The sequence below is a fragment of the Nocardia sp. SSK8 genome (genome assembly GCF_037034205.1).
Lineage (GTDB): Bacteria > Actinomycetota > Actinomycetes > Mycobacteriales > Mycobacteriaceae > Nocardia.
In genome coordinates this window covers 510,898-532,239 of the sequence record NZ_JBAGKD010000001.1, presented here as the reverse complement: position 1 = coordinate 532,239, position 21,342 = coordinate 510,898, and the positions used below count along the sequence as shown (strand labels likewise).

Sequence of the window (21,342 nt, the reverse complement as noted above, 5' to 3'; positions counted from 1 at the left end):
GTCGAGGGTTATGCGCGGGGGTGGGCCTGGTCGTGGACTTGTTTGAGGCGCTCGACCGAGACATGGGTGTAGAGCTGGGTGGTGGCCATGCTCGCGTGGCCGAGGAGTTCCTGGACTACCCGGAGGTCGGCGCCGCCCTCGAGGAGGTGGGTGGCGGCGGTGTGCCGCAGGCCGTGCGGGCCCAGGTCGGGGGCACCGGGGATGGCGGCGACGACCTCGTGCACGACGGTGCGGGCCTGGCGCTGGTCGAGGCGGCGGCCGCGCTGGCCGAGCAGCAGCGCGCGGCCCGACCGCTCGTTGACCAGGAACGGGCGGCCTGTCCGCAGCCAGGTGTCCAGGGCGGTGTCGGCGGGGGCACCGAACGGGACCGAGCGCTCCTTGTTCCCCTTGCCGAGCACCCGCACGAGCCGGCGCTCGCGGTCCACGTCCTCGATGTCGAGGCCACACAGTTCGCTGACCCGGATACCGGTGGCGTAGAGCAACTCCACGATCAACCGATCCCGCAGCGCCATCGGATCCTGCTGCGCCGCACCCGATTCCGCGGCCTCCATCGCCTCGAGCGCCTGCCCACGGCCCAGCACCGCGGGCAGCACCCGATGGGTTCTCGGCGCCTGCAACCGCAATCCCGGATCGATGTCGAGCCGCCCCGTCTCGGTCAGCCACGCCGTGAAAGTCCGTGCCGCCGAGGCCCGCCGGGACAGGGTGGTCCGCGCCGCACCTCCCGCCGCGAGCTCGGCCAGCCACGACCGCAGCAACGCCAGATCCAGCTCCCGCACCGCCGAATCCGCCGACCGCGCATACAGATGCTCGAGCAACGACCGCACATCCCCGACATATGCCCGCACCGTATGGGCCGACCGATTCCGCCCCAACCGCAGATGCCGCCCGAACTCACTCACCAACGCCTCGAGATCCTCGGGCAACACATCCATCCCCCCACCGTCACCCCTCCCCGGCCCCCACGCAACCCACCACGCCGACCCACCGCTCACCCCCACAGGAACGCCGTCCGCCAGGTAGACCGCCCGCCCTTCCTGCCGAGCCACGCCACCCGACGACCCAGCCGAGCTGCCCAACCCGGTGCCATCGGAGAACTCGACCGGTAGTCCATCGGTGCTGCTCGGCACCTCGGGTTCGTCGGCGCGGCACTCCGGTCGCTGATGGGTCGCGCGGTCACGTGGACCGCCTGGTGGTGATGCGGAACCAGCCGTCGGCGTCGCAGCCGACCAGTTCGGCCAGTTCGAGGGCGGGGAGGATGGCGCGGACGGTGGGGAGGTCGAGGCCGGATTGGAGGGCCAGGTCGCGGGGGAGGCGGGAACCGATGGCGGGGAGGGCGGCGTAGACCTCGGCTTCGGCGCCGCGTAGGTGGGCGGCGGGGTCGGTGGGGTTGTCGCCGAGGGGGAGGCGGAGGGGGCCTGCTTCGTCGATGACGTCTTCGGCGCGGGTGACCAGGAGGGCTTCGCCCTCGCGGATCATCCGGTGACAGCCGACGGAGGCGGCCGAGCCGACGGGGCCGGGGCACGCCATGGCGGGGCGGCCGAGGCGGCGGGCCCATTTGACGGTGTTGCGGGCGCCGCTGCGCGAGCCCGCCTCGACCACGAGGACACCGTCGCCCAGGGTGGCGATCAGCCGGTTGCGGGCCAGGAAGCGGTGCTTCTGCGCGGTCGTGCCGGGCGGGTATTCGCTCAGGACCAGCCCGGTCTCGGCGATGGCGGCGATCAGGCGGTCGTGCTGGGCGGGATAGGGGCGGTCGACACCGCAGGCCAGGACAGCGACGGTCGCGCCGCCGACGGCGAGGGCGGCGCGGTGGGCCGCCGCGTCGATCCCGAATGCCGCGCCGGACACGATGGTCCAGCCGCGGCCTGCCAGGTCGGCGGAGATCTCGTTGGCCACCTGCGCGCCGTACCCGCTGCTGCACCGCGAACCGACCACGGCGACCGCGCGTTCGGAGGCGGTTTGCAGGGACAGCGGTCCTCGCGCCCAGAGCACCAGCGGCACGGCACCGTCCCGGTCGCGTTCGGTGTCGAGCTGATTCAGCCCGAGCATCCGCCATTCGGGCCACTCGGCGTCGTCCGGCGTGATCACCCGGCCGCCGAGCCGCTCCATCATCTCGAGATCCGCTGCCGCCGAGTCACTCTCCCGCCGCGCCGCCACCGGACCGCGCAACGCCTCGGGCAGCTCGTACTCCCGCACGGCCCGCGCCGCCTCGCGCACGCCCACCGACGCGATCAACGCCGACAACGGCGCACACGGTCCCTGCACCACCCGTGACAGGTACACCCACGCCAGCCGGGCTTCCTCGAATTCACCCGCACTCCGAACCCCCGCGCTCACCGCTCAGCCCTTCCCTGCCGCCACGGACGCACGATCGGCCCTTCCCCAACTCTTCGGCGGGGACAACCGTCCACAGTCACCGCCGAGACCGTTGTCGCCGCACCCAACGCCGCCTTCACTGCGCACCCCGCTGACGGAAGTTCAACGACGACAACACATCCTGAACAGACGGCACCTCTCCCCCGCGGAGATCGCACACCGTCCACGCCACCCGGATGGCACGGTCGGCACCCCGGGCGGACATGCGGCCGAGACGCAGTGCTGTCTCGATCGGAGCGATCGATTCGCGCGGGAGGCGGAAGCGCTGGCGCAGGATGTGGCCGGGGACTTCGGCATTGGTCGTCCAGCCGTCCTCGCTCCAGCGTTCGAGGGCACGCGCTCGCGCCGCGGCGACCCGGGCGGCGACCGTTTCGCTGGTCTCGGTGTGGTCGTCACCGAAGGTCGCCCCGGCCTGGCCGTGCATCTGGACCCAGATATCGATGCGGTCCAGCAAGGGGCCCGAGAGTTTGCCGAGGTAGCGGCGCCGGGCCAGCGGAGCACAGATGCAGTCGACATCGCGGGCGGGCGCGCAGGGGCAGGGATTGGCCGCCAGGACCAGCTGAAATCGGGCCGGGTAGCGGGCGACGCCGTCACGGCGGGCGATGCGGACCTCGCCTTCCTCGAGCGGAGTGCGCAGGGCTTCCAGCACCTTGGTGCCGATCTCGGCGCACTCGTCGAGGAACAGCACGCCGCGATGCGCCCGGCTCACCGCGCCGGGCCTGGCCATGCCGGAGCCGCCGCCGATCATGGCGGTCACCGAGGTGGAGTGATGCGGGGCGACGAACGGGGCCAGCGTGAGCAGCGGCTGTTCGGCCGAGAGGGACCCGGCCATCGAATGGATGGCGGTGACTTCGAGCGACTCGGCCTCGGACAGGGGCGGCAGCAGGCCGGGAAGCCGTTGCGCCAGCATGGTTTTGCCGATGCCGGGCGGTCCGGTGAGTAGCAGATGGTGTCCGCCCGCGGCCGCCACCTCGAGCGCCCAGCGCGCCTCGTCCTGCCCCACCACATCGCTGAGATCACCGCACGGCATCTGCCCTTCCGGCACCGTCCCGTCTGGTTCGAGCAACTGTCCTTCTCCGCGCAGCCAGGCGACCACCTCGCGCAGGCTCCGCGCGCCCAGCACCTCGATCCCCTCGACCAGCCCCGCCTCCGCCACCGCCTCGGCGGGCACCACCACGGTGGGCAATCCGGCATTGCGGGCCGCGATCACCGCGGGCAGCACCCCGCGCACCCGCCGCACCCGCCCGTCCAGCGCCAGCTCGCCGAGCAGGACCGTCTTGATCAGCCGCTCCCCCGGCACCGCCCCGGACGCGTCGAGCACCGACACCGCGAGCGCGAGGTCGTACACACTGCCGACCTTCGGCAGCGTGGCCGGTGAGAGCGCCAGGATGACCCGCCCGTCCGGCCATTTCTCCCCCGTATTGGCGACCGCCGAGCGCACTCGATTGCGCGATTCCTGCAGCGCCGTGTCGGGTAGGCCGACCAGATTCACCGAGGGCAGGCCCTGGCCGATGTCGGCCTCGATCTCCACGAGCTGACCGTCGACCCCCGTGACCGCCACCGACAGCGCGCGTCCGAGCGCCATCAGAACGCCGCCGTCAAGTGATCGATCATCGGCTTGCCGCCACGCGGCAGCAGCACCGAGACGACGTCGAACCGGATCCGCCGCCACGGCCCTTCCTGCTCGGCCAGCCACAGCAGCGCCAGCCGCCGGATCCGCTGCTGCTTGCTGAAGGTGACCGACTCGGCCGGACTACCGAACCCCAGCCCCGACCGCGTCTTCACCTCGACGAACGCGGTCACCGACGGATCCCGGACGATCAGGTCCAGCTCCCCGTACCGGCACCGCCAATTGCGCGCGATGATCTCCATCCCGGCCTCACGCAGAAATTGCGCGGCCAGCTTCTCCCCGTATGCGCCGAGCGCCTGTTTGCTTCCCACCCGACAAACGATGCCGAGACCGAGCTACCCAACCCCCACCACGACCTGGGAAAACAGAAACCCTGTGGATAACCCCACCCTTGTGGACAACCCCGGCCCCGCACATCCCGACCACAAGATGAGATCCGCCGCGATCAGCGGGTTCGCGGCCGGGCTGCCGGTCAAAGCGCGAAGCGCACGCACCGAAGGCAAGCCCCGAGCACACCAGCACCCCGCTCACATAGGCCGCGGCCTCCCGCACACCCAGCCACACCCCACACCTGAAGTGCGCCACCTCCCGCACTCCCAGCCCCGCACATCCCGACCTCGAGGAGGGATCCGCCGCGCAGCGGCGGGGTCGCGGCCGGGTCACCGGTCAGCGCTCGAAGCGCATGCGCCGCAGGCGCGAGTCTCGAGCGCTGACCGGCGGCCCCCAGGGGCCGCGACCTCGAGCGCGCCAGCGCTCCAAAAACACAGCTCCAACTATTCCGGCAGGCGCAGGTCGGGCTTTTCGAGTTCCTCGATGTTCACGTCCTTGAACGTGATCACCCGGACGTGCTTGACGAAGCGCGCGGGCCGGTACATGTCCCAGACCCAGGCGTCGCTCATCCGCACTTCGAAGTAGACCTCGCCGTCGGCGTTCTGCGGCCGCAGTTCCACGGAATTGGCCAGGTAGAAGCGGCGTTCTGTCTCCACCACGTACGAGAACTGGCCGACGATGTCCTTGTACTCGCGGTACAACGACAGTTCCATCTCGGTTTCGTACTTCTCGAGGTCCTCAGCACTCATCGGGTGGGACGTCCTCCTGCTAGCAGCGCCGCGTACATTGACTCACATCATCGCGCATGCGCCGCGCGGGTAGCCACTCGGCTACCGCCCGGCACCTCGAGCTCGCGCACATTGCGCCAGGACCGGCGGTGTTCGGTGCTCGGTCCCAGCTGCCGCAGAGCGGCGGTGTGTTCGGGCGTGTTGTAGCCCTTGTGGGCGGCGAAACCGTAGCCCGGCAGCTGCCCGTCCAGCTCGACCATCATCCGGTCCCTGGTGACCTTGGCCAGGATGCTGGCCGCCGCGATGCAGGCCGCCGTGCCGTCGCCGCCGATGACCGGCAGCGAGGGCGCGGGCAGGCCGGGGACCTTGAATCCGTCGGTGAGGATGTAGCCGGGGGTGTGTCCGAGCCCGGCCACGGCCCGGCGCATGCCCTCGATATTGGCGACGTGGATGCCGATCGCGTCGATCTCCCACGCGGGCACCACCACGACGCTCCAGGCCAGCGCGAGGCGCTGAACCACCGGGAACAGCTCCTCACGGGCCGTCTCGGTGAGTTTCTTGGAGTCGTCGAGCCCGGACAGCTTGTCGTAGGCCTTGGGCGCCAGCAGGCACGCCGCGATCACCAGCGGCCCGGCACACGGTCCGCGCCCCGCCTCGTCGACACCTGCCACCGGCCCGAGGCCGCCGCGGATGAGCGCCGCCTCCAGCGTGCGCAGCCCGCCCGCGCGGCGCATCACCACCCGCGGCGGCCAGCCGGTCCGATCCTGCCCCACAGTTCGATTGTCCTCGTCGTCTCAGTTTTCCTGCGCGTTCTGGGTGCGCACCGGGCCCATCCGGCTCGGCGGCCAGATCTTGAACACGGTCTTGCCGCGCACATTGTCCACCGGCACCGTGCCCTGCAGGTCGTCGCTGACGTGGGCGCGGGAATCGGCCGACTCGTTGCGGTTGTCGCCCATCACCCACAGGTGGCCTTCCGGCACCTTCACCGGCCCGAACACCCGGCCCGCCGGGTAGACCGCGTTGGGGCGGTCGGTGTACCAGGGGTAGTCCTTCTTGATGTAGGGCTCGTCGAGCGGTTTGCCGTCGACCATCACCCGGCCTTGCGGATCGCAACACTGCACCGTCTGCCCGCCGACCGCGATGACCCGCTTGACCAGGTCGTTCTCGTCGGGCGGGACCAGGCCGAAGTAGGAAAGGAAGTTCTGCACCCCGCGCACCACGGTATTGTCGGAGCGGATCGACTTGTAGTGCCCGTTCCACGACGGCGGGCCGACGAACACGACGACATCGCCGGGACCGGGCTCCGAACCGTAGTAGCTGATCTTCTGCACGTAGATGCGGTCGCCGATCAGCAGCGTGTTCTCCATCGACTGCGACGGGATCACGTAGGGCCGACCGACGAAGGTGACCATGAGCGCGGCGATCACCGCCGCGATCACGATCAGTATCGGCAGCTCCTGCCAGAACGGGCGTTGCTTCTTGTCGCCGCGCTTCTTCTTGCGCTGTCCGCCTTCGTCACCCGAATCGGACACCGACCCACTTTCGTCTGCCACGCCGAACAGAGTAGCCCGGCACCCCGACCGAAGTCGGAGTGCCGGGCTACTCGAAATTTCCGGGCTCGCAAGAGCTACCGCGAGATCAGCGCTTTTCCTTGATCTTGGCGGCCTTGCCGCGCAGATCGCGCAGGTAGTACAGCTTGGCGCGACGCACGTCACCACGGGTCACGACATCGATGTGGTCGATGTTGGGGCTGTGCACCGGGAAGGTGCGCTCGACACCCACGCCGAAGGACACCTTGCGGACGGTGAAGGTCTCGCCGATGCCGCCACCCTGACGCCGGATCACGACGCCCTTGAAGACCTGGATGCGCTCCTTCGAGCCTTCGATGACCTTCACGTGCACGTTCAGGGTGTCGCCCGGACGGAAGTCGGGGACATCGCTACGCAGCGACTTCTCGTCGACGAAATCAAGGGTGTTCATTTTCCACCTTTTCGGATTCTTCGCGCGAACAGAGGAACCTGGCGGCACTGACGTGCTCGACCGGTTCGTGCTCAGTACAGGAGTGCTCTCGGACATGACTCGCCCAAGGCAACCGGTTCATTGTGCCAGACCAGGCGGCCGTCGCCGAAATCGGGCGGCGTGGCTCACTCCCCCGCGGCGGGTTCCCCGGCCTTGTCGGGGCGGCGCCGCGGCAGCAGATGCGGGTGTGGCGGCGGCGCGGACGGTGCCGCGACCACCTTGCGGCTCAGTTCGGCCTCGGCGGCGGTGCGGGCGTGTTCGATATCGGGTTTGCCCGCGATCAGGTCCTGGATGAAGATCTTCGCGCGGATGACCGGGCGCCGGTAGCGGCGTTCCCTGGCCATGGCCCGGTTCATCGTCTTGGGCCGGTCGCCGTAGCGCCAGCGGGCCCAGGGCGCGCCCGGCCTGCTGAGCCGCACGGCGCCGATCAGCAGCAGCGGCGCGAAGAACATGCCGAACAGCCCGGTCCAGATCTTGCCCTTGGCGATCACCACCGCGGCCAGCAGCAGATTGAACAGCAGCGAGACGGCCAGGCCGATGCGCACCCCGAGCCCGCGCGACTGGCGGAAGTCGTCGTAGTCGAGGAAGGTGGCGGGCTGCACACCCAGCAGCAGCAGGCCGGTGACCGCGACCGCGACGAAGACCGCGTCGACCGAGGTGCGGCCCTGTTCGGACCAGTAGACATCGCGCAGATAGAAGATGAGCGCGAACTCGTCGAGGACCAGCGCGGCGCCGATGCCGAACAGGGCCGCCAGCACGCTGGAGGTGACCTGAGTGGAGTCCTCGGCGGTCGCGATCAGCCCGATGCCCGAGAGCAGCACGGTGATCACCCCGAAGACCACGTGGTGGATGTGGGTGTCACCGGCTTTGACATTGCCCGGCCACCAGCGCACCTGGGCCCGGATCAGCCGCACGCTGATCCGGATGACCACGAACCCGAGGATGAAGCCCAGCAGGAAGCAGAGCAGGGGCAGGCGGCCGTGCGCGATCACATCGTCTTCGAGCCACCGTCGCATGCCGCCCGCCCTGTCGTCGTGTTACTGACCGAACCCCGCTCGCCGCAGGGCGTCGGCCATCGAGCCGCTCGGCGCCGCCGCGGGCTTGCGCTGGTTACCGCCGCGACCCTGGCCCTGGCCGCCACGGCCCTGTGCCTGCCCGCGGTCACCGCCCTGGCCGCGTCCGCCGCCCTGCGGACGGCCCTGGCCGCGACCCTGGCCGCGCGGTGCGCCGCCATTCCGATTGTCCCCCTGCGCGGGCTTGCCGGGCTCGTCATCGAGGCGCAGGGTCAAACCGATGCGCTGACGGGCGACATCGACGTCGAGGACCTTCACCTTGACCACGTCACCGGACTTGACCACCTCGCGCGGGTCCTTGACGAACGAGTGCGACAGCGCCGAGACGTGCACGAGCCCGTCCTGGTGCACGCCCACGTCGACGAACGCGCCGAAGGCGGCCACATTGGTGACCACGCCCTCGAGCACCATGCCGGGCTTCAGGTCGGCCACCTTCTCGATGCCCGCGGCGAACTCGGCGGTCTTGAACTCCGGGCGCGGGTCGCGGCCGGGCTTCTCCAGTTCGGCGATGATGTCGCTGACGGTGGGCACACCGAACTTCTCGTCGGTGAACTCGGCGGGCTTCAGCGCGCGCAGCGTGCCGGTGTTGCCGATGATCTCGGCGATCGGGCGGCCGGTGGTCTCGAGGATGCGGCGCACCACCGGGTAGGCCTCGGGGTGCACGGCGGAGGTGTCGAGGGGGTCCTCGCCGCCGCGGATACGCAGGAAGCCCGCGCACTGTTCGAAGGCCTTGGGGCCGAGGCGGGGGACCTCGAGCAGCGCGGTGCGGCTGCGGAAGGGCCCGTTCTGGTCGCGGTGGGCGACAATGCTTTCCGCGACCGAGCCGGAGACACCCGACACGCGCGAGAGCAGCGGCACCGAGGCCGTGTTCACGTCGACGCCGACCGCGTTCACCGCGTCCTCGACGACGGCGCCCAGCGAGCGGGCCAGCAGGGTCTCGGACACGTCGTGCTGGTACTGGCCGACGCCGATCGACTTGGGGTCGATCTTGACCAGTTCGGCCAGCGGGTCCTGCAGGCGGCGGGCGATGGAGACCGCGCCGCGCAGCGAGACGTCCATGCCGGGCAGTTCGGCCGAGGCGTAGGCCGAGGCGGAGTAGACCGAGGCGCCCGCCTCGGAGACCACGATCTTGGTGGGCTTGTTCTCGGGGATGCGCGCGATGAGTTCGGTGGCCAGGGCGTCGGTTTCGCGCGAGGCGGTGCCGTTGCCGATGGCGATGAGCTCCACACCGAAGCGCGCGACCAGCGCGGCCAGCACCGCGAGGGACTTCTCGGTCTGGTTCTGCGGCTTGTGCGGGTAGATGACCTCGGTGGCCACCGCCTTGCCGGTGGCGTCGACCACCGCGACCTTCACGCCGGTGCGGTAGCCGGGGTCGAGGCCCATGGTGGTGCGGGTGCCCGCGGGGGCGGCCAGCAGCAGGTCGCGCAGGTTGGCGGCGAACACGTCGACCGCGTCCTTCTCGGCGGCCTGACGCAGCCGCATCCGGGTATCGATCCCCAGGCTGACCTGCAGTTTGGTGCGCCAGGCCCAGCGCACGGTGTCGAGCAGCCAGGAGTCGGCGGGGCGGCCCTGCTCGGCGATGCCGAAGGCGACCGCGATGCGGCCCTCGTAGATCGTGCGCTCGCCGGGCACGGGTTCCTCGGTATCGGGTTCGAGGTGCAGGGTGAGCACCTCTTCCTTCTCGCCGCGCAGCAGCGCCAGGATCCGGTGCGAGGGCAGCTTGTGGAACGGCTCGCTGAACTCGAAGTAGTCGGCGAACTTGGCGCCCGCCTCTTCCTTGCCCGCGCGCACGGTCGAGGTGACCTGACCGCGGTTCCACATGAGTTCGCGCAGTTCGCCGACGAGGTCGGCGTCTTCGGCGAAGCGTTCCACCAGAATGGCGCGGGCGCCATCGAGCTGCTCGGCGGTGTAGTCGGCCGGGTCGGTGGTCGGGTCGCCGATCAGCGCGTCGGCGACGGGCTCGTGGCCTGCCTCGCGGGCGATCTGGGCCTTGGTGCGGCGCTTGGGCTTGTAGGGCAGGTAGATGTCTTCGAGGCGGGCTTTGGTCTCGGCGAGCATGAGCTGGGCGTGCAGGGCCTGGTCGAGTTTGCCCTGGCCCCGGATGGATTCGATGATCGCGCCGCGGCGCTCGTCGAGTTCGCGCAGATAGCCGAGACGTTCGTCGAGCTGACGCAGCTGGGCGTCGTCGAGGCCGCCGGTGACCTCCTTGCGGTAGCGCGCGATGAACGGAACCGTCGAACCGCCGTCGAGCAGTTCGACGGCGGCGCGGACCTGGGTCTCGCGCACCCCCAGTTCGTCCGCGATCCGCCTGCCCACGCTGGCCAGGGTGGTCGTGCTGTCAGTCTCGGGCGCTGTCGTCACGACCGCAGAGACTACAGCTCCCCACCGACACCCGGCGGAACCCCAGGTCAGCGATGGGCAGGCGGGGTGTCAGGCGAGCAAGTCCCTGGCCAGTTCCCGCATCTCGGCCTTGCGGATCTTGCCGGTGACCGTCATCGGGAACTCCTCGACCACGTGGACGTAGCGCGGGATCTTGTAGTGCGCCAGGCGACCGGCGCAGAAGTCGCGGATCGCCGCGGCGTCGAGGGTGGTGGCGCCCTCGCGCAGGCGCAGCCAGACCATCAGCTCCTCGCCGTATTTCGCGTCGGGGACGCCGATGACCTGGGCGTCGAGGATATCGGGGTGGGTGTAGAGGAATTCCTCGATCTCGCGCGGGTAGATGTTCTCGCCGCCGCGGATGACCATGTCCTTGATCCGGCCGGTGACCGAGACATAGCCCTCGTCGTCCATGACGCCGATATCGCCGGTGTGCATCCAGCGGGCGGCGTCGATGGCCTCGGCGGTCTTGTCCGGCTGGTCCCAGTAGCCGAGCATCACCGAGTAGCCGCGGGTGCACAGTTCGCCCGGCTCGCCGCGCGGGAGGGTGCGGCCGGTGGCCGGGTCGACCACCTTCACCTCGAGATGCGGGCCGACCCGGCCGACGGTGGCGGTGCGGCGGTCGATGCTGTCGTCGCGGCGGGTCTGGGTGGATACCGGCGAGGTCTCGGTCATGCCGTAGCAGATGGCGACCTCGGCCATCCCCATCCGGTCGATGACCCGCTTCATCACCTCCACCGGGCACGGCGAACCCGCCATGATGCCGGTGCGCAGGCTCGACAGGTCCGGTGCCGCGCCCGCGTCGAGCTCGGCCAGCATCGCGATGAACATGGTGGGCACGCCGTAGAGCGAGGTGCAGCGTTCGGCGGCGACGGCGTCCAGCGTGGCGCCCGGATCGAAGGACGGCGCCGGGATGACCACTGCGGCACCGTGTGAGGTGGCCGCGAGATTGCCCATCACCATGCCGAAGCAGTGGTAGTACGGCACCGGCACGCACACCCGGTCGGCCGCGGTGTACCCGCACAGCTCCCCGACGAAGTAGCCGTTGTTGAGGATGTTGTGGTGGCTCAGGGTCGCGCCCTTGGGGAAACCGGTGGTGCCCGAGGTGTATTGGATGTTGATCGGGTCGTCGGCCGACAGACCCGCCGCGATCTCGGCGAGCCGGTCGGCGTCCGGGGCCGTCGCGGCGACCGCCTGCCACTGCGGCGTGCCCAGGATCAGGACCTGTTCCAGGGCCGGGCAATTCGGCCGGACCTGCACGATCATCGACACGTAGTCCGAGGTCTTGAACTCCGGTGCCGCGATCAGCATCCGCACCCCGGCCTGCCCGAGGACGTACTCGAGCTCGCTGGTGCGATAGGCGGGATTGATATTCACCAGGATCGCGCCGATCTTGGCGGTGGCGTACTGGACGAGGAACCACTCCGCGCAGTTGGGCGCCCAGATGCCCACCCGGTCGCCGGGCGCGATGCCGAGGGCCGCCAGGCCGGTGGCGACCGCGTCGACGGCGGCGCCGAGCGCGCGGTAGGTCCAGCGGCGGCCGGTCGGGCGGTCGACGAGGGCGTCGTGGCCGGGATAGGCGGCGACGGTGCGATCCAGGTTCGCGCCGATGGTGTCGCCGAGCAGGGGCGTGTCGGCGGGGCCGCACGCGTAGGCGAGTTCGGTCATCACCGGATCTCCTTGCCGCGCAGCAGGAAGCGCTGCACTTTCCCGCTGGGTGTCTTGGGCAGGCTGTCGACGAAGTGCACCCGGCGCGGGTACGCGTGGGCGGCGAACTTGTCCTTGACCAGCTGCTGGAGTTCGGCGGCCAGCTCGGGTGTGCCCGCGACACCGGGCCGCGGCACCACGAACGCCTCGACGACCTCCCCGCGCAGCTCGTCCGGCCTGCCGACCACGGCCGCCTCGGCGACCTGGTCGTGCAGCACCAGCACGCTCTCCACCTCGAACGGGCCGATCCGGTAGCCGGCCATGATGATCACGTCGTCGTCGCGGGAGCTGAAGTGGAAGAAGCCGTCGGCGTCGCGGGCGCCGACGTCACCGGTGAGATACCAGCGGCCGTCGGTGGTGAAGCGGCTCGCGGTGCGCTCCGGGTCGTCGAGGTAGCCGAGGAACCACAGCAGCGGGCTGTGGTCGGTGTCGATGGCGACGCGGCCGATCTCGCCGGGCGCGGCCGCGCGGTCGGCGTCCTCGGCCAGCACCGCGCAGGCCCAGCCGGGCAGCTGCCTGCCCATCGACCCCGGCGGCGCTGGCGCGTCCAGCTCGGGATGCCAGGCGTGGCAGATCACCATGCCGTGCTCGGTCTGCCCGTAGTGATCGCGGACGGCGACGCCGAGGGCCCGCGCCGACCAGGCGACGACATCCGGGGTGAGCGGCTCACCGGCCGAGGACGCGCGGCGGAGTGCGAAGCCCGGCTCGAACGGCCCGTCGTCGGCGCGCAGCGCCCGGTAGACCGTGGGCGCCGCGGCGAAATTGGTGACCCCGAACCGTTGCAGCACCGCCCGGGTGAGCGGGGCGGAGAACCCCGCGTGCAGCAGCAGGGTGCGGGTGCCGGAGGCCAGGGGCGCCAGGATCGCGTAGTAGAGGCCGTAGGCCCAGCCGGGGTCGGCGCCGTTCCAGTAGACGTCGTCGGGACGCACGTCCAGGGCGAACTCCTGATAGGCGTGGAAGGAGGCCAGCGCGCGCACCGGGATCGGCACACCCTTGGGGGTGCCGGTGGTGCCACTGGTGAACAGCTGGACCAGCAGCCCGTCGCCGCCGACCACCGCGGCCCGGGCGCGCGGGTCGTCGGCGCGCTGCGCGGCGAGCAGGCTGTCCCAGTGCAGCGTGCCGGGGACCTCGTCGCCCACGACGATCGTGTGGCGGTCGGATTCGCTCAGCTTGGCGGCCTGATCGGCGTCGGCGACGACGACCTTCGCGCGACTGGCGGTCAGCCGGAAGTCGACGGCGGGCGGGGCGAAGGCGGTGAACAGCGGCACGTGCACCGCACCGCGCCGCCAGATCCCCAGCAGCGCGACGATCAGATCGGCCGACTTGCCCATCAGCGTGGCCACCCGGTCCCCCGGCTCGACCCCCAGCTCGGCCAGCGCGGCCGCGCAGCGCTGGGAACGCTCCCGCAGCTCGCCATAGGTCAGCTCGCGCGCGCTCAGATCGGACTCGACGACCGTGACGGCGACCTGCTCGGCCGGATGCCGGTCGCACAGTAGCTCGGCCGCGCAGGCGGCCGGTCCGTCGTAGTGGTCGAGCAGGGCGTTCACCCGCGCGTCCAGGTCGGTACTCATCGCAGTTCTCCTCCAACGCCTGGGCCTGCCGCCAGGGTCTGTCCTAGAATGTGGCACAGCTCACGTACCCCACTACCCCCGAAAAGGGGTGACCCGATGAAGGCCACATCCCTGCTGCGCCCGCGCGACGGCGACGCCCTGCACGCCGAGATCCGCTGGGTGGCGCATCGGGCCGAGGTCCCCGTGGTCTTCGGCGGCCCGGTGCACGACGACACGCTGATCCTCACCGAGTTCGTCGGCACCCTCACCACCGGGATGCGCGGGCTGTCGGTGCTGCGCACCTCCGGGCTCGGCGGCCAGGCGGTGGAGTACCGCAGGCCCGCCGCGGTCGCGGACTATCGCGGCGCGTCCACGATCACCCACCACTACGACGGGCCGGTGGTCGGCGAGGGCTTGCGCTCGGTGATGGCGGTGCCGATCGTGGTCGGCGACCGGGCGCGCGCGGTGCTCTACGCGGCCACCCGCAGCGTGGGCCCGCTCGGCGATCGGACCGCCGACGTGCTCGTGCAGGCGGGCAGGCGGCTGGCCACCGAGATCGCGGTGCGCGACGAGGTCGACCGGCGGGTGCGCCTGCTCGAACTCGCCGCTCCCGCGCCGGTCACCACCGCCGCGGCCGCCGAGGAGCTCCGCGAGATCCACGCCGAACTCCGGGCGCTGTCGGCGGGCATCGACGACAGCGCGCTGCGCGGCCAGCTGACCGGCGTGTGCGCGCGGCTGACGGGGGTGCTGACCGGCGAGCCCGCCGCGGACGCGCCCCGGCTGTCGCGCCGGGAACTCGATGTGCTCGCGCAGGTGGCGCTCGGCTGCACGAATCAGGAAGCGGCCCTGCGCCTGTCACTCGGTCCCGAGACGGTCAAGAGCTATCTGCGGCAGGCGATGACCAAGCTCGACGCGGGGACCCGGCACGAGGCGGTCGCGCTGGCGCGGCGGCACGGACTGCTGCCCTGAATCGCCCCTCCCCTTGACATGTGGAATTCGTCACTCGGCACGCCGGGGGCGGCCATCACGAAACCCGGTGGGGCGGTCGCCGATCGGCGGTGGGCCGTCAGCGGGGATGGTCCGTGGTGCCGTTCCGGCAAGCGGACCGGTCGGTCGCCCGCGATTCCGAATCCTCCAGTGGCGCAACGCCTGTCCTGCGCACTTACGTGACGCACGGCCGGACGTGGCCGGTCGGCGAACGCCGGGCGTCCGCGGCGGTCGCCCGGCGACCGTTCCGGATGGAACGAGCAAGCCCCACCTTGGACGATCACACAACGAATGACCCCGATGGATACCCAAATGTCTTTAGGGCAAAACAATCTCGGACCGCGTCCGGCCCGGTAGCGTCCATCCGATGACGGAGCCTTTTCAATTGGCCGGCCTTTCCCTGGACTGTGACGACCCAGAGTCCCTCGCCCGCTTCTACCTCGGGCTGCTCGGTGGCCGGGTCCTGTGGAACGACGCGCACAGCGTCGGAATCCGAATCCCGTCGGGACTGACGATCGCCGCGCAACGCGTGGAAGACTACTGCCCGCCGGTCTGGCCGGGCACCGCGGCCGTGCACCTGGACCTCGCCGCCGACGCCGATCTGGACCTGTGCGAACAGCACGCACTGGCCATCGGCGCGAAACCCGCGCCGGTACAACCGGATCCACGATGGCGGGTGCTGCTCGATCCGGCGGGCCACCCGTTCTGTATCACGACCCGGGTCGTGCCGACCTGAGTCGCGGCTACTGCCCGGGCAGGAGATCGGGCCTGCGCGCGCGGGTCCGCTCCAGCGACTGTTCGTGACGCCAGGCGGCCACCTTCGCGTGGTCGCCGGAGAGCAGGATCGGCGGCACGTCGAGGCCGCGCCAGGACACCGGGCGGGTATAGCTGGGGCCTTCCAGCAGGCCGTCGGAGAACGAATCCTCCTGGTGGGACTGCTGATTGCCGAGCACACCGGGGATCAGGCGCACGACGGCCTCGGTCATCACCAGGACCGCGGCCTCGCCGCCGATGAGCACGTAATCACCGATGCTCACCTCCTCGACACGCACCCGGCGGGCGGCGTCGTCGAAGACGCGCTGATCGATGCCCTCGTAGCGCCCGCAGGCGAAGACGAGATGCTTCTCGGTGGACCAGCGCTGAGCGGTCTCCTGGGTGAACGGGACGCCCGCGGGGGTGGGGACGACCAGCAGCGCGTCGTCGGGGCACACCTCGTCGAGCGCGTCGCCCCAGACGGTGGGCTTCATGACCATGCCCGGTCCGCCACCATAGGGGGAATCGTCGACGGACTTGTGCACGTCGTGGGTCCAGCGGCGCAGATCGTGCACACCCACCGAGAGCAGGCCCTTGTCGACCGCCTTGCCGAGCAGCGCGGTCCGCAGCGGCTCGAGATACTCCGGGAAGATCGTGACGACGTCGAGTTGCACGAATTTACTCCGGATCGAGCAGGCCCTCGGGCGGGGTGATGACCACCAGACCGTCGGCGACCGAGACGGTCGGCACGATGGCGGTGACGAAGGGGATGAGGATCTCGCGGCCGTCGTCGGCGGCGCGCACCGACAGCAGTTCGCCCGCGGCCGAGTGCAGCACCTCGGTGACCGTGCCGACGGCGGTACCGTCGGCGAGCTCGACCCGCAGGCCCTCGAGCTCGTGGTCGTAGAAGGCGTCCTCGTCCTCGGACGGGGGCAGCGATTCGCTGTCGACGACGAACAGCAGGCCGCGCAGGGCGTCGGCGGCGGTGCGGTCGGCGATCCCGTCGACGAAGACCAGAAGCCGGCCCGAGTGCTCTCGGGCCGACTTCACGGTGTACTCACGGGTCGCCGCGGATTTCGGCATCTTGCCGTGCAGGGTGGCACCGGGAGCGAAGCGGAGCTCCGGCTCGTCGGTGCGCACCTCGACGACGAGTTCGCCGCGCACGCCGTGCGACTTGGCGACCCGACCTACGACGAGTTCCATCTAGGCGTCGGTGTCGACCACGTCGACCCGGATCCCACGGCCGCCGATACCGGCGACCAGGGTGCGCAGCGCGGTCGCGGTACGACCACCGCGCCCGATCACCTTGCCCAGGTCCTCAGGGTGGACGTGCACCTCGACCGTGCGTCCGCGGCGGCCGGTGATCAGCTCGACACGGACGTCGTCGGGGTTGGCGACGATGCCGCGAACCAAGTGTTCGACGGCATCGGCAACAACAGCAGTCATTACTCGGCAGCCTCAGCGGCGGGGGCCTCGGCGGCCTCCTCGTCCTTCTTGGCCGCCTTCTTCTTGGGGGTGACGGCCTCGGCGACGGGCTCGTTGTCGGCGGCGGCCAGCGCGGCGTTGAACAGGTCCAGCTTGGACGGCTTGGCGGCCTTCACCTTGAGGGTGCCCTCGGTGCCCGGCAGGCCCTTGAACTTCTGCCAGTCGCCGGTGATCTCCAGCAGACGCTGCACCGACTCGGTCGGCTGCGCGCCGACACCCAGCCAGTACTGCACGCGCTCGGAATCGATCTCGATCAGCGAGGGCTCTTCCTTGGGGTGGTACTTGCCGATGGACTCGATGGCCCGGCCGTCACGACGGGTGCGGGCGTCGGCGACAACCACGCGGTACTGCGGGTTGCGGATCTTGCCCAGGCGGGTGAGCTTGATGCGAACAGCCATGCTGATCTGCCTCTTTCACTAGTTTGGTCACCACGCGATTCAGCGACCCGCATGGTCTGCGAGTCCGGTTTCGCGCATGAAGTGCGTGACCGCCGCGCGGTACGGAACCGGAGACGGGCTGACACTGTCCTGGAAGGACGGTTGACCATTGTGCCAGACCGGTCGTGCCCAGCTGAAATCGCCTGCCGGGTTCGCGGTCCTACCTCACCGCAACTGCGCGGTGTCGATCACCACGGGGACCGGGCCCGGCGCCTCGATCGATTCACCGTCGGCGGCGAAGACCTCCTGGCGATAGCCGGTCTCGCCGAGAGTGTAGCCCCAGAACCGCGCGGGCTTGCCGTCAGGAAGTTCGAGGATCCACAGGTACGGCACGCGGGCCGAGGCGTAGGCGGCGATCTTGGTGTCCCGTTCGGCACGAGTGTTTCCTGGAGACCAGATCTCGACGGCCAGTGCGAGGTCCTCGGCAGCGAAGGTGGTGTGCTCGATTCCGCCGGTGACGATCGAGATATCGGGGATCACGGCGACGCGAAACGGGGTGCTGATCCGGACACCGACCGCGGGCAGCACATGAAGATCCGATCGACCGGCCATCCGTAGTGCGTCCCGCAACAACACCGCCAACTCGAAGGAGGCGTACTGATGCGGACCACCGGGCGGCGGCGTCATGTGCAGGTACCCCCAGATGAGTTCGAGTCGCGATCCATCCACCGGCTGCTCTTCGGCGAGCCAGTCTTGCACAGTCTTCGGGCCCAGCGGGTGGATCATCGAAACCTCGGCGCTCATGGTCATCTCCGCCGATCTCCCCTGTTCGTACCGACAAATGGACAACTCGGACCGGCTTCGTGTTCATGGTCGACTCTACTAGGTAGAGCCGGTCGGACCTGGTAGAACGTTCAGCCGTCCAGCAGGTCGACGGCGACCGTGTCAGCGGTGACCGGTGACGGGGTTCGGGGTTTTCACCACCATGCCGCGCAGGACGACCCACTGCGGATCGGTGAGGGACCGGGGGTCGGCGCGAGGGTCGGTGGCGTAGACAACGAAGTCGGCGGGGGCGCCTTCGGCGATGCTCTCGCGGGCGAGCCAGGTGCGGGCGTTCCAGGAAGCGGCGCCGAGGGCGTCGTGGGGGGACAGGCCCGCGCCGGTGAGGGCGGTGATCTCGTCGGCGATGCGGCCGTGGCGGATGGAGCCGCCCGCGTCGGTGCCCGCGTAGATCGGGACGCCCGCCTCGTGGGCCTTGCCGACGGTGTCGCGGACGCGGCGGTGCAGGTCGCGCATGTGGGCGGCGTAGACGGGGAACTTGGTGGCGCTGTCGGCGATGCCGGGGAAGGTGTCGATATTGATCAGGGTGGGGACCAGGGCGGTGCCGTGGGTCACCATGGCGGCGATGGTGTCGTCGGTGAGGCCGGTGCCGTGTTCGAGGCAGTCGATCCCGGCCTCGATCAGGCCGGGTAGAGCGTCCTCGCCGAAGACGTGGGCGGTGACGCGGGCGCCGTTGGCGTGGGCGGCGTCGATGGCCTGTTTCAGGATGTCGTCGCTCCACAGCGGGCGCAGGTCGCCGACGGAGCGGTCGATCCAGTCGCCGACGATCTTGACCCAGCCGTCGCCGAAGCGGGCCTGCTCGGCGACGATCTCGGGCAGGTCGCGTTCGTCGTCGAGTTCGATGCCGAGTTCGCGGATGTAGCGCTTGGGGCGGGCGATGTGGCGGCCCGCGCGGATGATGCGCGGGAGTTCGGCGTGCTCGTCGATGAAGTGGGTGTCGATGGGCGAGCCCGCGTCGCGCAGCAGCAGCGCGCCCGCGTCGCGTTCGGTCTCGGCCTGCTCGATCGCGCCTTCCCTGGTCTCGTCGCCGCCGCCGTAGCGGATGCCGACGTGGCAGTGCGCGTCGACCAGGCCCGGCACGATCCAGCCTGCGCGACAGAGGGTTTCGGCGCCGCGCACCGGCTCGAAGGTGACGGTGCCGTCGACGACCCAGAGGTCGCGCTCCTCGTCACCGGGCAGAACCACACCACGCAGATGCACACGAACCTCCCGGATCGGCCTCGGACCCAAAGTACCGGCCCGGATCCGCGAACGCACCCACATCCGGGACCGGCATCGCGAACACCTTCCGCCGACGCCCGCTCACCGCGTGGCCCAGACGCGCGTCGCCCGATCAGCCGAAGCCGCGGTGCACTGGCGACAGAGCCGACGGCCCGTCGCCTGATCAGCCCTCGGCGTCGTCGAGGAACACAGTGATCGCGTCGATCCGCGAGGAACTCGGGGCGAAGTCGATGAAGGCCACGCCGTGCGCGTCCCCGACCCGCACGCTGGCGCTGACCGTGCGACCGGCCGCGATCATCTTGTCCCAGTGGATCTCTCGTACCCGCTCGGCGAACTCGTCGACGGCGATCCGCGTCCCGGCGGGCAGCTCGATGACCGCGCGATGGTCGAGCAGCGCGCGCACACCGGCCGCGTCACCGGCGGCCGCGGCGGTGAACAACCGGCGGGCCAGGCGCTTGCCGTGCCCGCCCACCCCGCGCAGCGCGCGCATCATGCCCATCGCGCCGCCCATGCCCAGCTCACCGACGAGCTGCGGTCCGAGCTTGGCCCCGGCGAGCACGCCCGAGGTGCCGGTGCCGAGCAGCCGGGCGATCATCACCGCCAGTTCCCAGTGCGCGGCCAGGCGGGAGATGCGCCAGCCGTCGGACGTCTCGACCAGGTCGTAGCGCAGATGCATGGGCACCACGACGGTGGCGCCGGTCGACATGGTGGTCTCGATGTGCAGATCGCGGACCACCGAGCGCCCCGCGACCAGGTCGCGGTCGACCCGGAAGACGATCCCGTTGGGCCCGATGAACGTGTTGTAGAAGCGCGAGATGGCCTCGGCCCCGATGTGCGGGCGCGAGCCGACCGGATCGTTGACCTGCGCGTTCTCGGCGAACAGCGCTACCCAGGCGGCCTTGTCGTGCGCCCCGACGGCACGCGGGGAGGCGTGCACCGTCGCCAGCAGCGTCTCGGAAGTCCGGTCCAGTGGCATGTTTCGTCGTCCTCAACCTCGTCGTGTGCTCGCGCGTTCCATGATAGAACGTGTTCTAGTTTTGTATCGGCGATCACGTCGCCCTAGTTCACACGGAGAATCTCGATGGACTGGTACACCGGGAACACCACCTACGACACCGTGCTCACCATCGGCTTCGCGTTCGCCGTCTTCGTCATGATCGGCGGGCTGTTCGCGCAGAGCCCCTACGGGCGCTTCACCACCAGCAAGGTGGGGTTCAACCTCAATCCGAAGCTGGGCTGGTGGCTGATGGAGCTCCCGGCCACCGTGGTGTTCGCGGTGTTCTTCCTGACCGGCCCCGACCCGTTCTCACCGACGCCGCTGGTGCTGGCCGCGATCTGGGTGCTGCACTACGGCAACCGGGGCTGGTTCTTCCCCCTGTCGATCCGCCAGGTGCCGGGCAAGACCAGCAGTTTCAATATCGGCGTCGTGGCCGCCGGGGTGTTCGTCACCGCGCTGCACGGCTATCTCAACGGTGCCCTGTTCAGCCACGACTACCTGCACCAGTACAGCACCGCCTGGCTCACCGACCCGCGCTTCCTCGTCGGCCTGGCGATCTACCTGTGCGGCTTCGCGCTGCTGGTGCGCTCGGAGGCGATCGTGCGCAACCTGCGCGACAAGGACAATCCGGGTGCCACCGAGTACCGCATCCCGCACGGCGGCGGCTTCCGCTTCGTCAGCAGCCCGGCCTATCTCGGCGAACTCATCGCCTGGACCGGCTTCGCCCTGCTCACCTGGTCACTGGCCGGAGTCGTGATCCTGCTGATCACCGCGGGCAACCTCGTCCCGCGCGCCTTCGCCACCCATCGCTGGTACAAGGAGAAGTTCGCCGACTACCCCATGAACCGGAAAGCACTGATCCCCGGAGTCATCTGAACAAGAACACCGCGGCCGGT

The 21,342-nt window shown here is 70.1% G+C and carries 22 protein-coding genes; 3 read left to right on the top strand and 19 right to left on the bottom strand.

Translation table 11 applies throughout. The annotated features are described in order from the left end of the window. Positions 1–8 precede the first annotated feature (8 nt). From WA675_RS02410 to WA675_RS02355, 12 genes are all read right to left on the bottom strand, one after another. Positions 9–932 carry a tyrosine recombinase XerC gene (locus tag WA675_RS02410; RefSeq protein WP_336081492.1) on the bottom strand — a complete coding sequence of 308 codons (924 nt, stop codon included), beginning with the start codon at positions 930–932 and terminating at the stop codon, positions 9–11. A 241-nt stretch (positions 933–1,173) separates the two neighbouring features. Continuing rightward, the gene (gene dprA / locus WA675_RS02405; protein WP_336081491.1) at positions 1,174–2,334 is read right to left on the bottom strand and encodes a DNA-processing protein DprA; all 1,161 of its coding nucleotides are present in this window, start codon (positions 2,332–2,334) and stop codon (positions 1,174–1,176) included. Between the two features lie 115 nt (positions 2,335–2,449). Next, the gene (locus WA675_RS02400) at positions 2,450–3,958 is read right to left on the bottom strand and encodes a YifB family Mg chelatase-like AAA ATPase (protein WP_336081490.1); all 1,509 of its coding nucleotides are present in this window, start codon (positions 3,956–3,958) and stop codon (positions 2,450–2,452) included. Then, positions 3,958–4,314 (bottom strand): YraN family protein, encoded by a 357-nt coding sequence (locus WA675_RS02395; protein ID WP_336081488.1) that lies wholly within the window; start codon positions 4,312–4,314, stop codon positions 3,958–3,960. Before WA675_RS02395 ends, WA675_RS02400 begins: the two co-directional genes overlap by 1 nt. A 462-nt stretch (positions 4,315–4,776) precedes the next feature. Then, entirely contained in the window at positions 4,777–5,082 is a 306-nt protein-coding gene (locus tag WA675_RS02390; RefSeq protein ID WP_011210678.1) for a DUF2469 domain-containing protein, read from the bottom strand. 47 nt (positions 5,083–5,129) lie between these two features. Then, a complete protein-coding gene (locus tag WA675_RS02385) occupies positions 5,130–5,834 on the bottom strand; it encodes a ribonuclease HII (RefSeq protein ID WP_336081483.1) in 705 nt (234 codons plus the stop codon). Positions 5,835–5,855: 21 nt separating this feature from the next. Further along, positions 5,856–6,593 carry a signal peptidase I gene (gene lepB / locus WA675_RS02380; protein ID WP_336081482.1) on the bottom strand — a complete coding sequence of 246 codons (738 nt, stop codon included), beginning with the start codon at positions 6,591–6,593 and terminating at the stop codon, positions 5,856–5,858. A 106-nt stretch (positions 6,594–6,699) separates the two neighbouring features. Continuing rightward, positions 6,700–7,041, bottom strand: a complete 342-nt coding sequence (gene rplS / locus WA675_RS02375; RefSeq protein ID WP_019048201.1) for a 50S ribosomal protein L19 — start codon at positions 7,039–7,041, stop codon at positions 6,700–6,702. Between the two features lie 164 nt (positions 7,042–7,205). Then, the gene (locus WA675_RS02370; protein ID WP_336081480.1) at positions 7,206–8,096 is read right to left on the bottom strand and encodes a hypothetical protein; all 891 of its coding nucleotides are present in this window, start codon (positions 8,094–8,096) and stop codon (positions 7,206–7,208) included. Between the two features lie 21 nt (positions 8,097–8,117). Beyond that, positions 8,118–10,514 carry a Tex family protein gene (locus tag WA675_RS02365; RefSeq protein ID WP_336081478.1) on the bottom strand — a complete coding sequence of 799 codons (2,397 nt, stop codon included), beginning with the start codon at positions 10,512–10,514 and terminating at the stop codon, positions 8,118–8,120. 69 nt (positions 10,515–10,583) lie between these two features. After that, positions 10,584–12,197 carry an AMP-binding protein gene (locus WA675_RS02360; RefSeq protein ID WP_336081477.1) on the bottom strand — a complete coding sequence of 538 codons (1,614 nt, stop codon included), beginning with the start codon at positions 12,195–12,197 and terminating at the stop codon, positions 10,584–10,586. Beyond that, positions 12,197–13,807, bottom strand: a complete 1,611-nt coding sequence (locus WA675_RS02355; RefSeq protein WP_336081476.1) for an AMP-binding protein — start codon at positions 13,805–13,807, stop codon at positions 12,197–12,199. Before WA675_RS02355 ends, WA675_RS02360 begins: the two co-directional genes overlap by 1 nt. Positions 13,808–13,903: 96 nt before the next feature. Between WA675_RS02355 and WA675_RS02350 the strand changes: the two genes are divergently transcribed. Both WA675_RS02350 and WA675_RS02345 read left to right on the top strand, forming a co-directional pair. Then, the gene (locus WA675_RS02350; protein ID WP_336081475.1) at positions 13,904–14,755 is read left to right on the top strand and encodes a LuxR C-terminal-related transcriptional regulator; all 852 of its coding nucleotides are present in this window, start codon (positions 13,904–13,906) and stop codon (positions 14,753–14,755) included. 385 nt (positions 14,756–15,140) lie between these two features. After that, positions 15,141–15,509, top strand: coding sequence for a VOC family protein (locus WA675_RS02345; RefSeq protein ID WP_336081474.1), 369 nt, complete (start codon positions 15,141–15,143; stop codon positions 15,507–15,509). 7 nt (positions 15,510–15,516) lie between these two features. Here WA675_RS02345 and trmD read toward each other — a convergent pair whose 3' ends face one another. The 7 genes from trmD to WA675_RS02310 form a co-directional block, all read right to left on the bottom strand. Then, positions 15,517–16,200 carry a tRNA (guanosine(37)-N1)-methyltransferase TrmD gene (trmD, locus tag WA675_RS02340; RefSeq protein WP_336081473.1) on the bottom strand — a complete coding sequence of 228 codons (684 nt, stop codon included), beginning with the start codon at positions 16,198–16,200 and terminating at the stop codon, positions 15,517–15,519. 4 nt (positions 16,201–16,204) lie between these two features. After that, positions 16,205–16,729 (bottom strand): ribosome maturation factor RimM, encoded by a 525-nt coding sequence (rimM, locus tag WA675_RS02335; protein WP_336081471.1) that lies wholly within the window; start codon positions 16,727–16,729, stop codon positions 16,205–16,207. After that, positions 16,730–16,972, bottom strand: coding sequence for an RNA-binding protein (locus tag WA675_RS02330; protein WP_019048210.1), 243 nt, complete (start codon positions 16,970–16,972; stop codon positions 16,730–16,732). Beyond that, positions 16,972–17,409 carry a 30S ribosomal protein S16 gene (gene rpsP / locus WA675_RS02325; RefSeq protein ID WP_336081469.1) on the bottom strand — a complete coding sequence of 146 codons (438 nt, stop codon included), beginning with the start codon at positions 17,407–17,409 and terminating at the stop codon, positions 16,972–16,974. The genes WA675_RS02330 and rpsP overlap by 1 nt, the downstream gene beginning before the upstream one ends. 204 nt (positions 17,410–17,613) lie before the next feature. Beyond that, the gene (locus WA675_RS02320) at positions 17,614–18,192 is read right to left on the bottom strand and encodes a Uma2 family endonuclease (RefSeq protein WP_336081467.1); all 579 of its coding nucleotides are present in this window, start codon (positions 18,190–18,192) and stop codon (positions 17,614–17,616) included. A gap of 141 nt (positions 18,193–18,333) precedes the next feature. Beyond that, complete coding sequence (locus WA675_RS02315) at positions 18,334–19,428, bottom strand: amidohydrolase family protein (RefSeq protein WP_336081466.1); 1,095 nt, start codon at positions 19,426–19,428, stop codon at positions 18,334–18,336. Positions 19,429–19,612: 184 nt separating this feature from the next. After that, positions 19,613–20,425: a nuclear transport factor 2 family protein gene (locus WA675_RS02310; protein WP_336081464.1), complete on the bottom strand. Its 813-nt coding sequence runs from the start codon at positions 20,423–20,425 to the stop codon at positions 19,613–19,615. Between the two features lie 105 nt (positions 20,426–20,530). Here WA675_RS02310 and WA675_RS02305 point away from each other — a divergent pair, with 105 nt between their 5' ends. Next, positions 20,531–21,322: a methyltransferase gene (locus tag WA675_RS02305; RefSeq protein ID WP_336081462.1), complete on the top strand. Its 792-nt coding sequence runs from the start codon at positions 20,531–20,533 to the stop codon at positions 21,320–21,322. Positions 21,323–21,342: the final 20 nt, after the last annotated feature.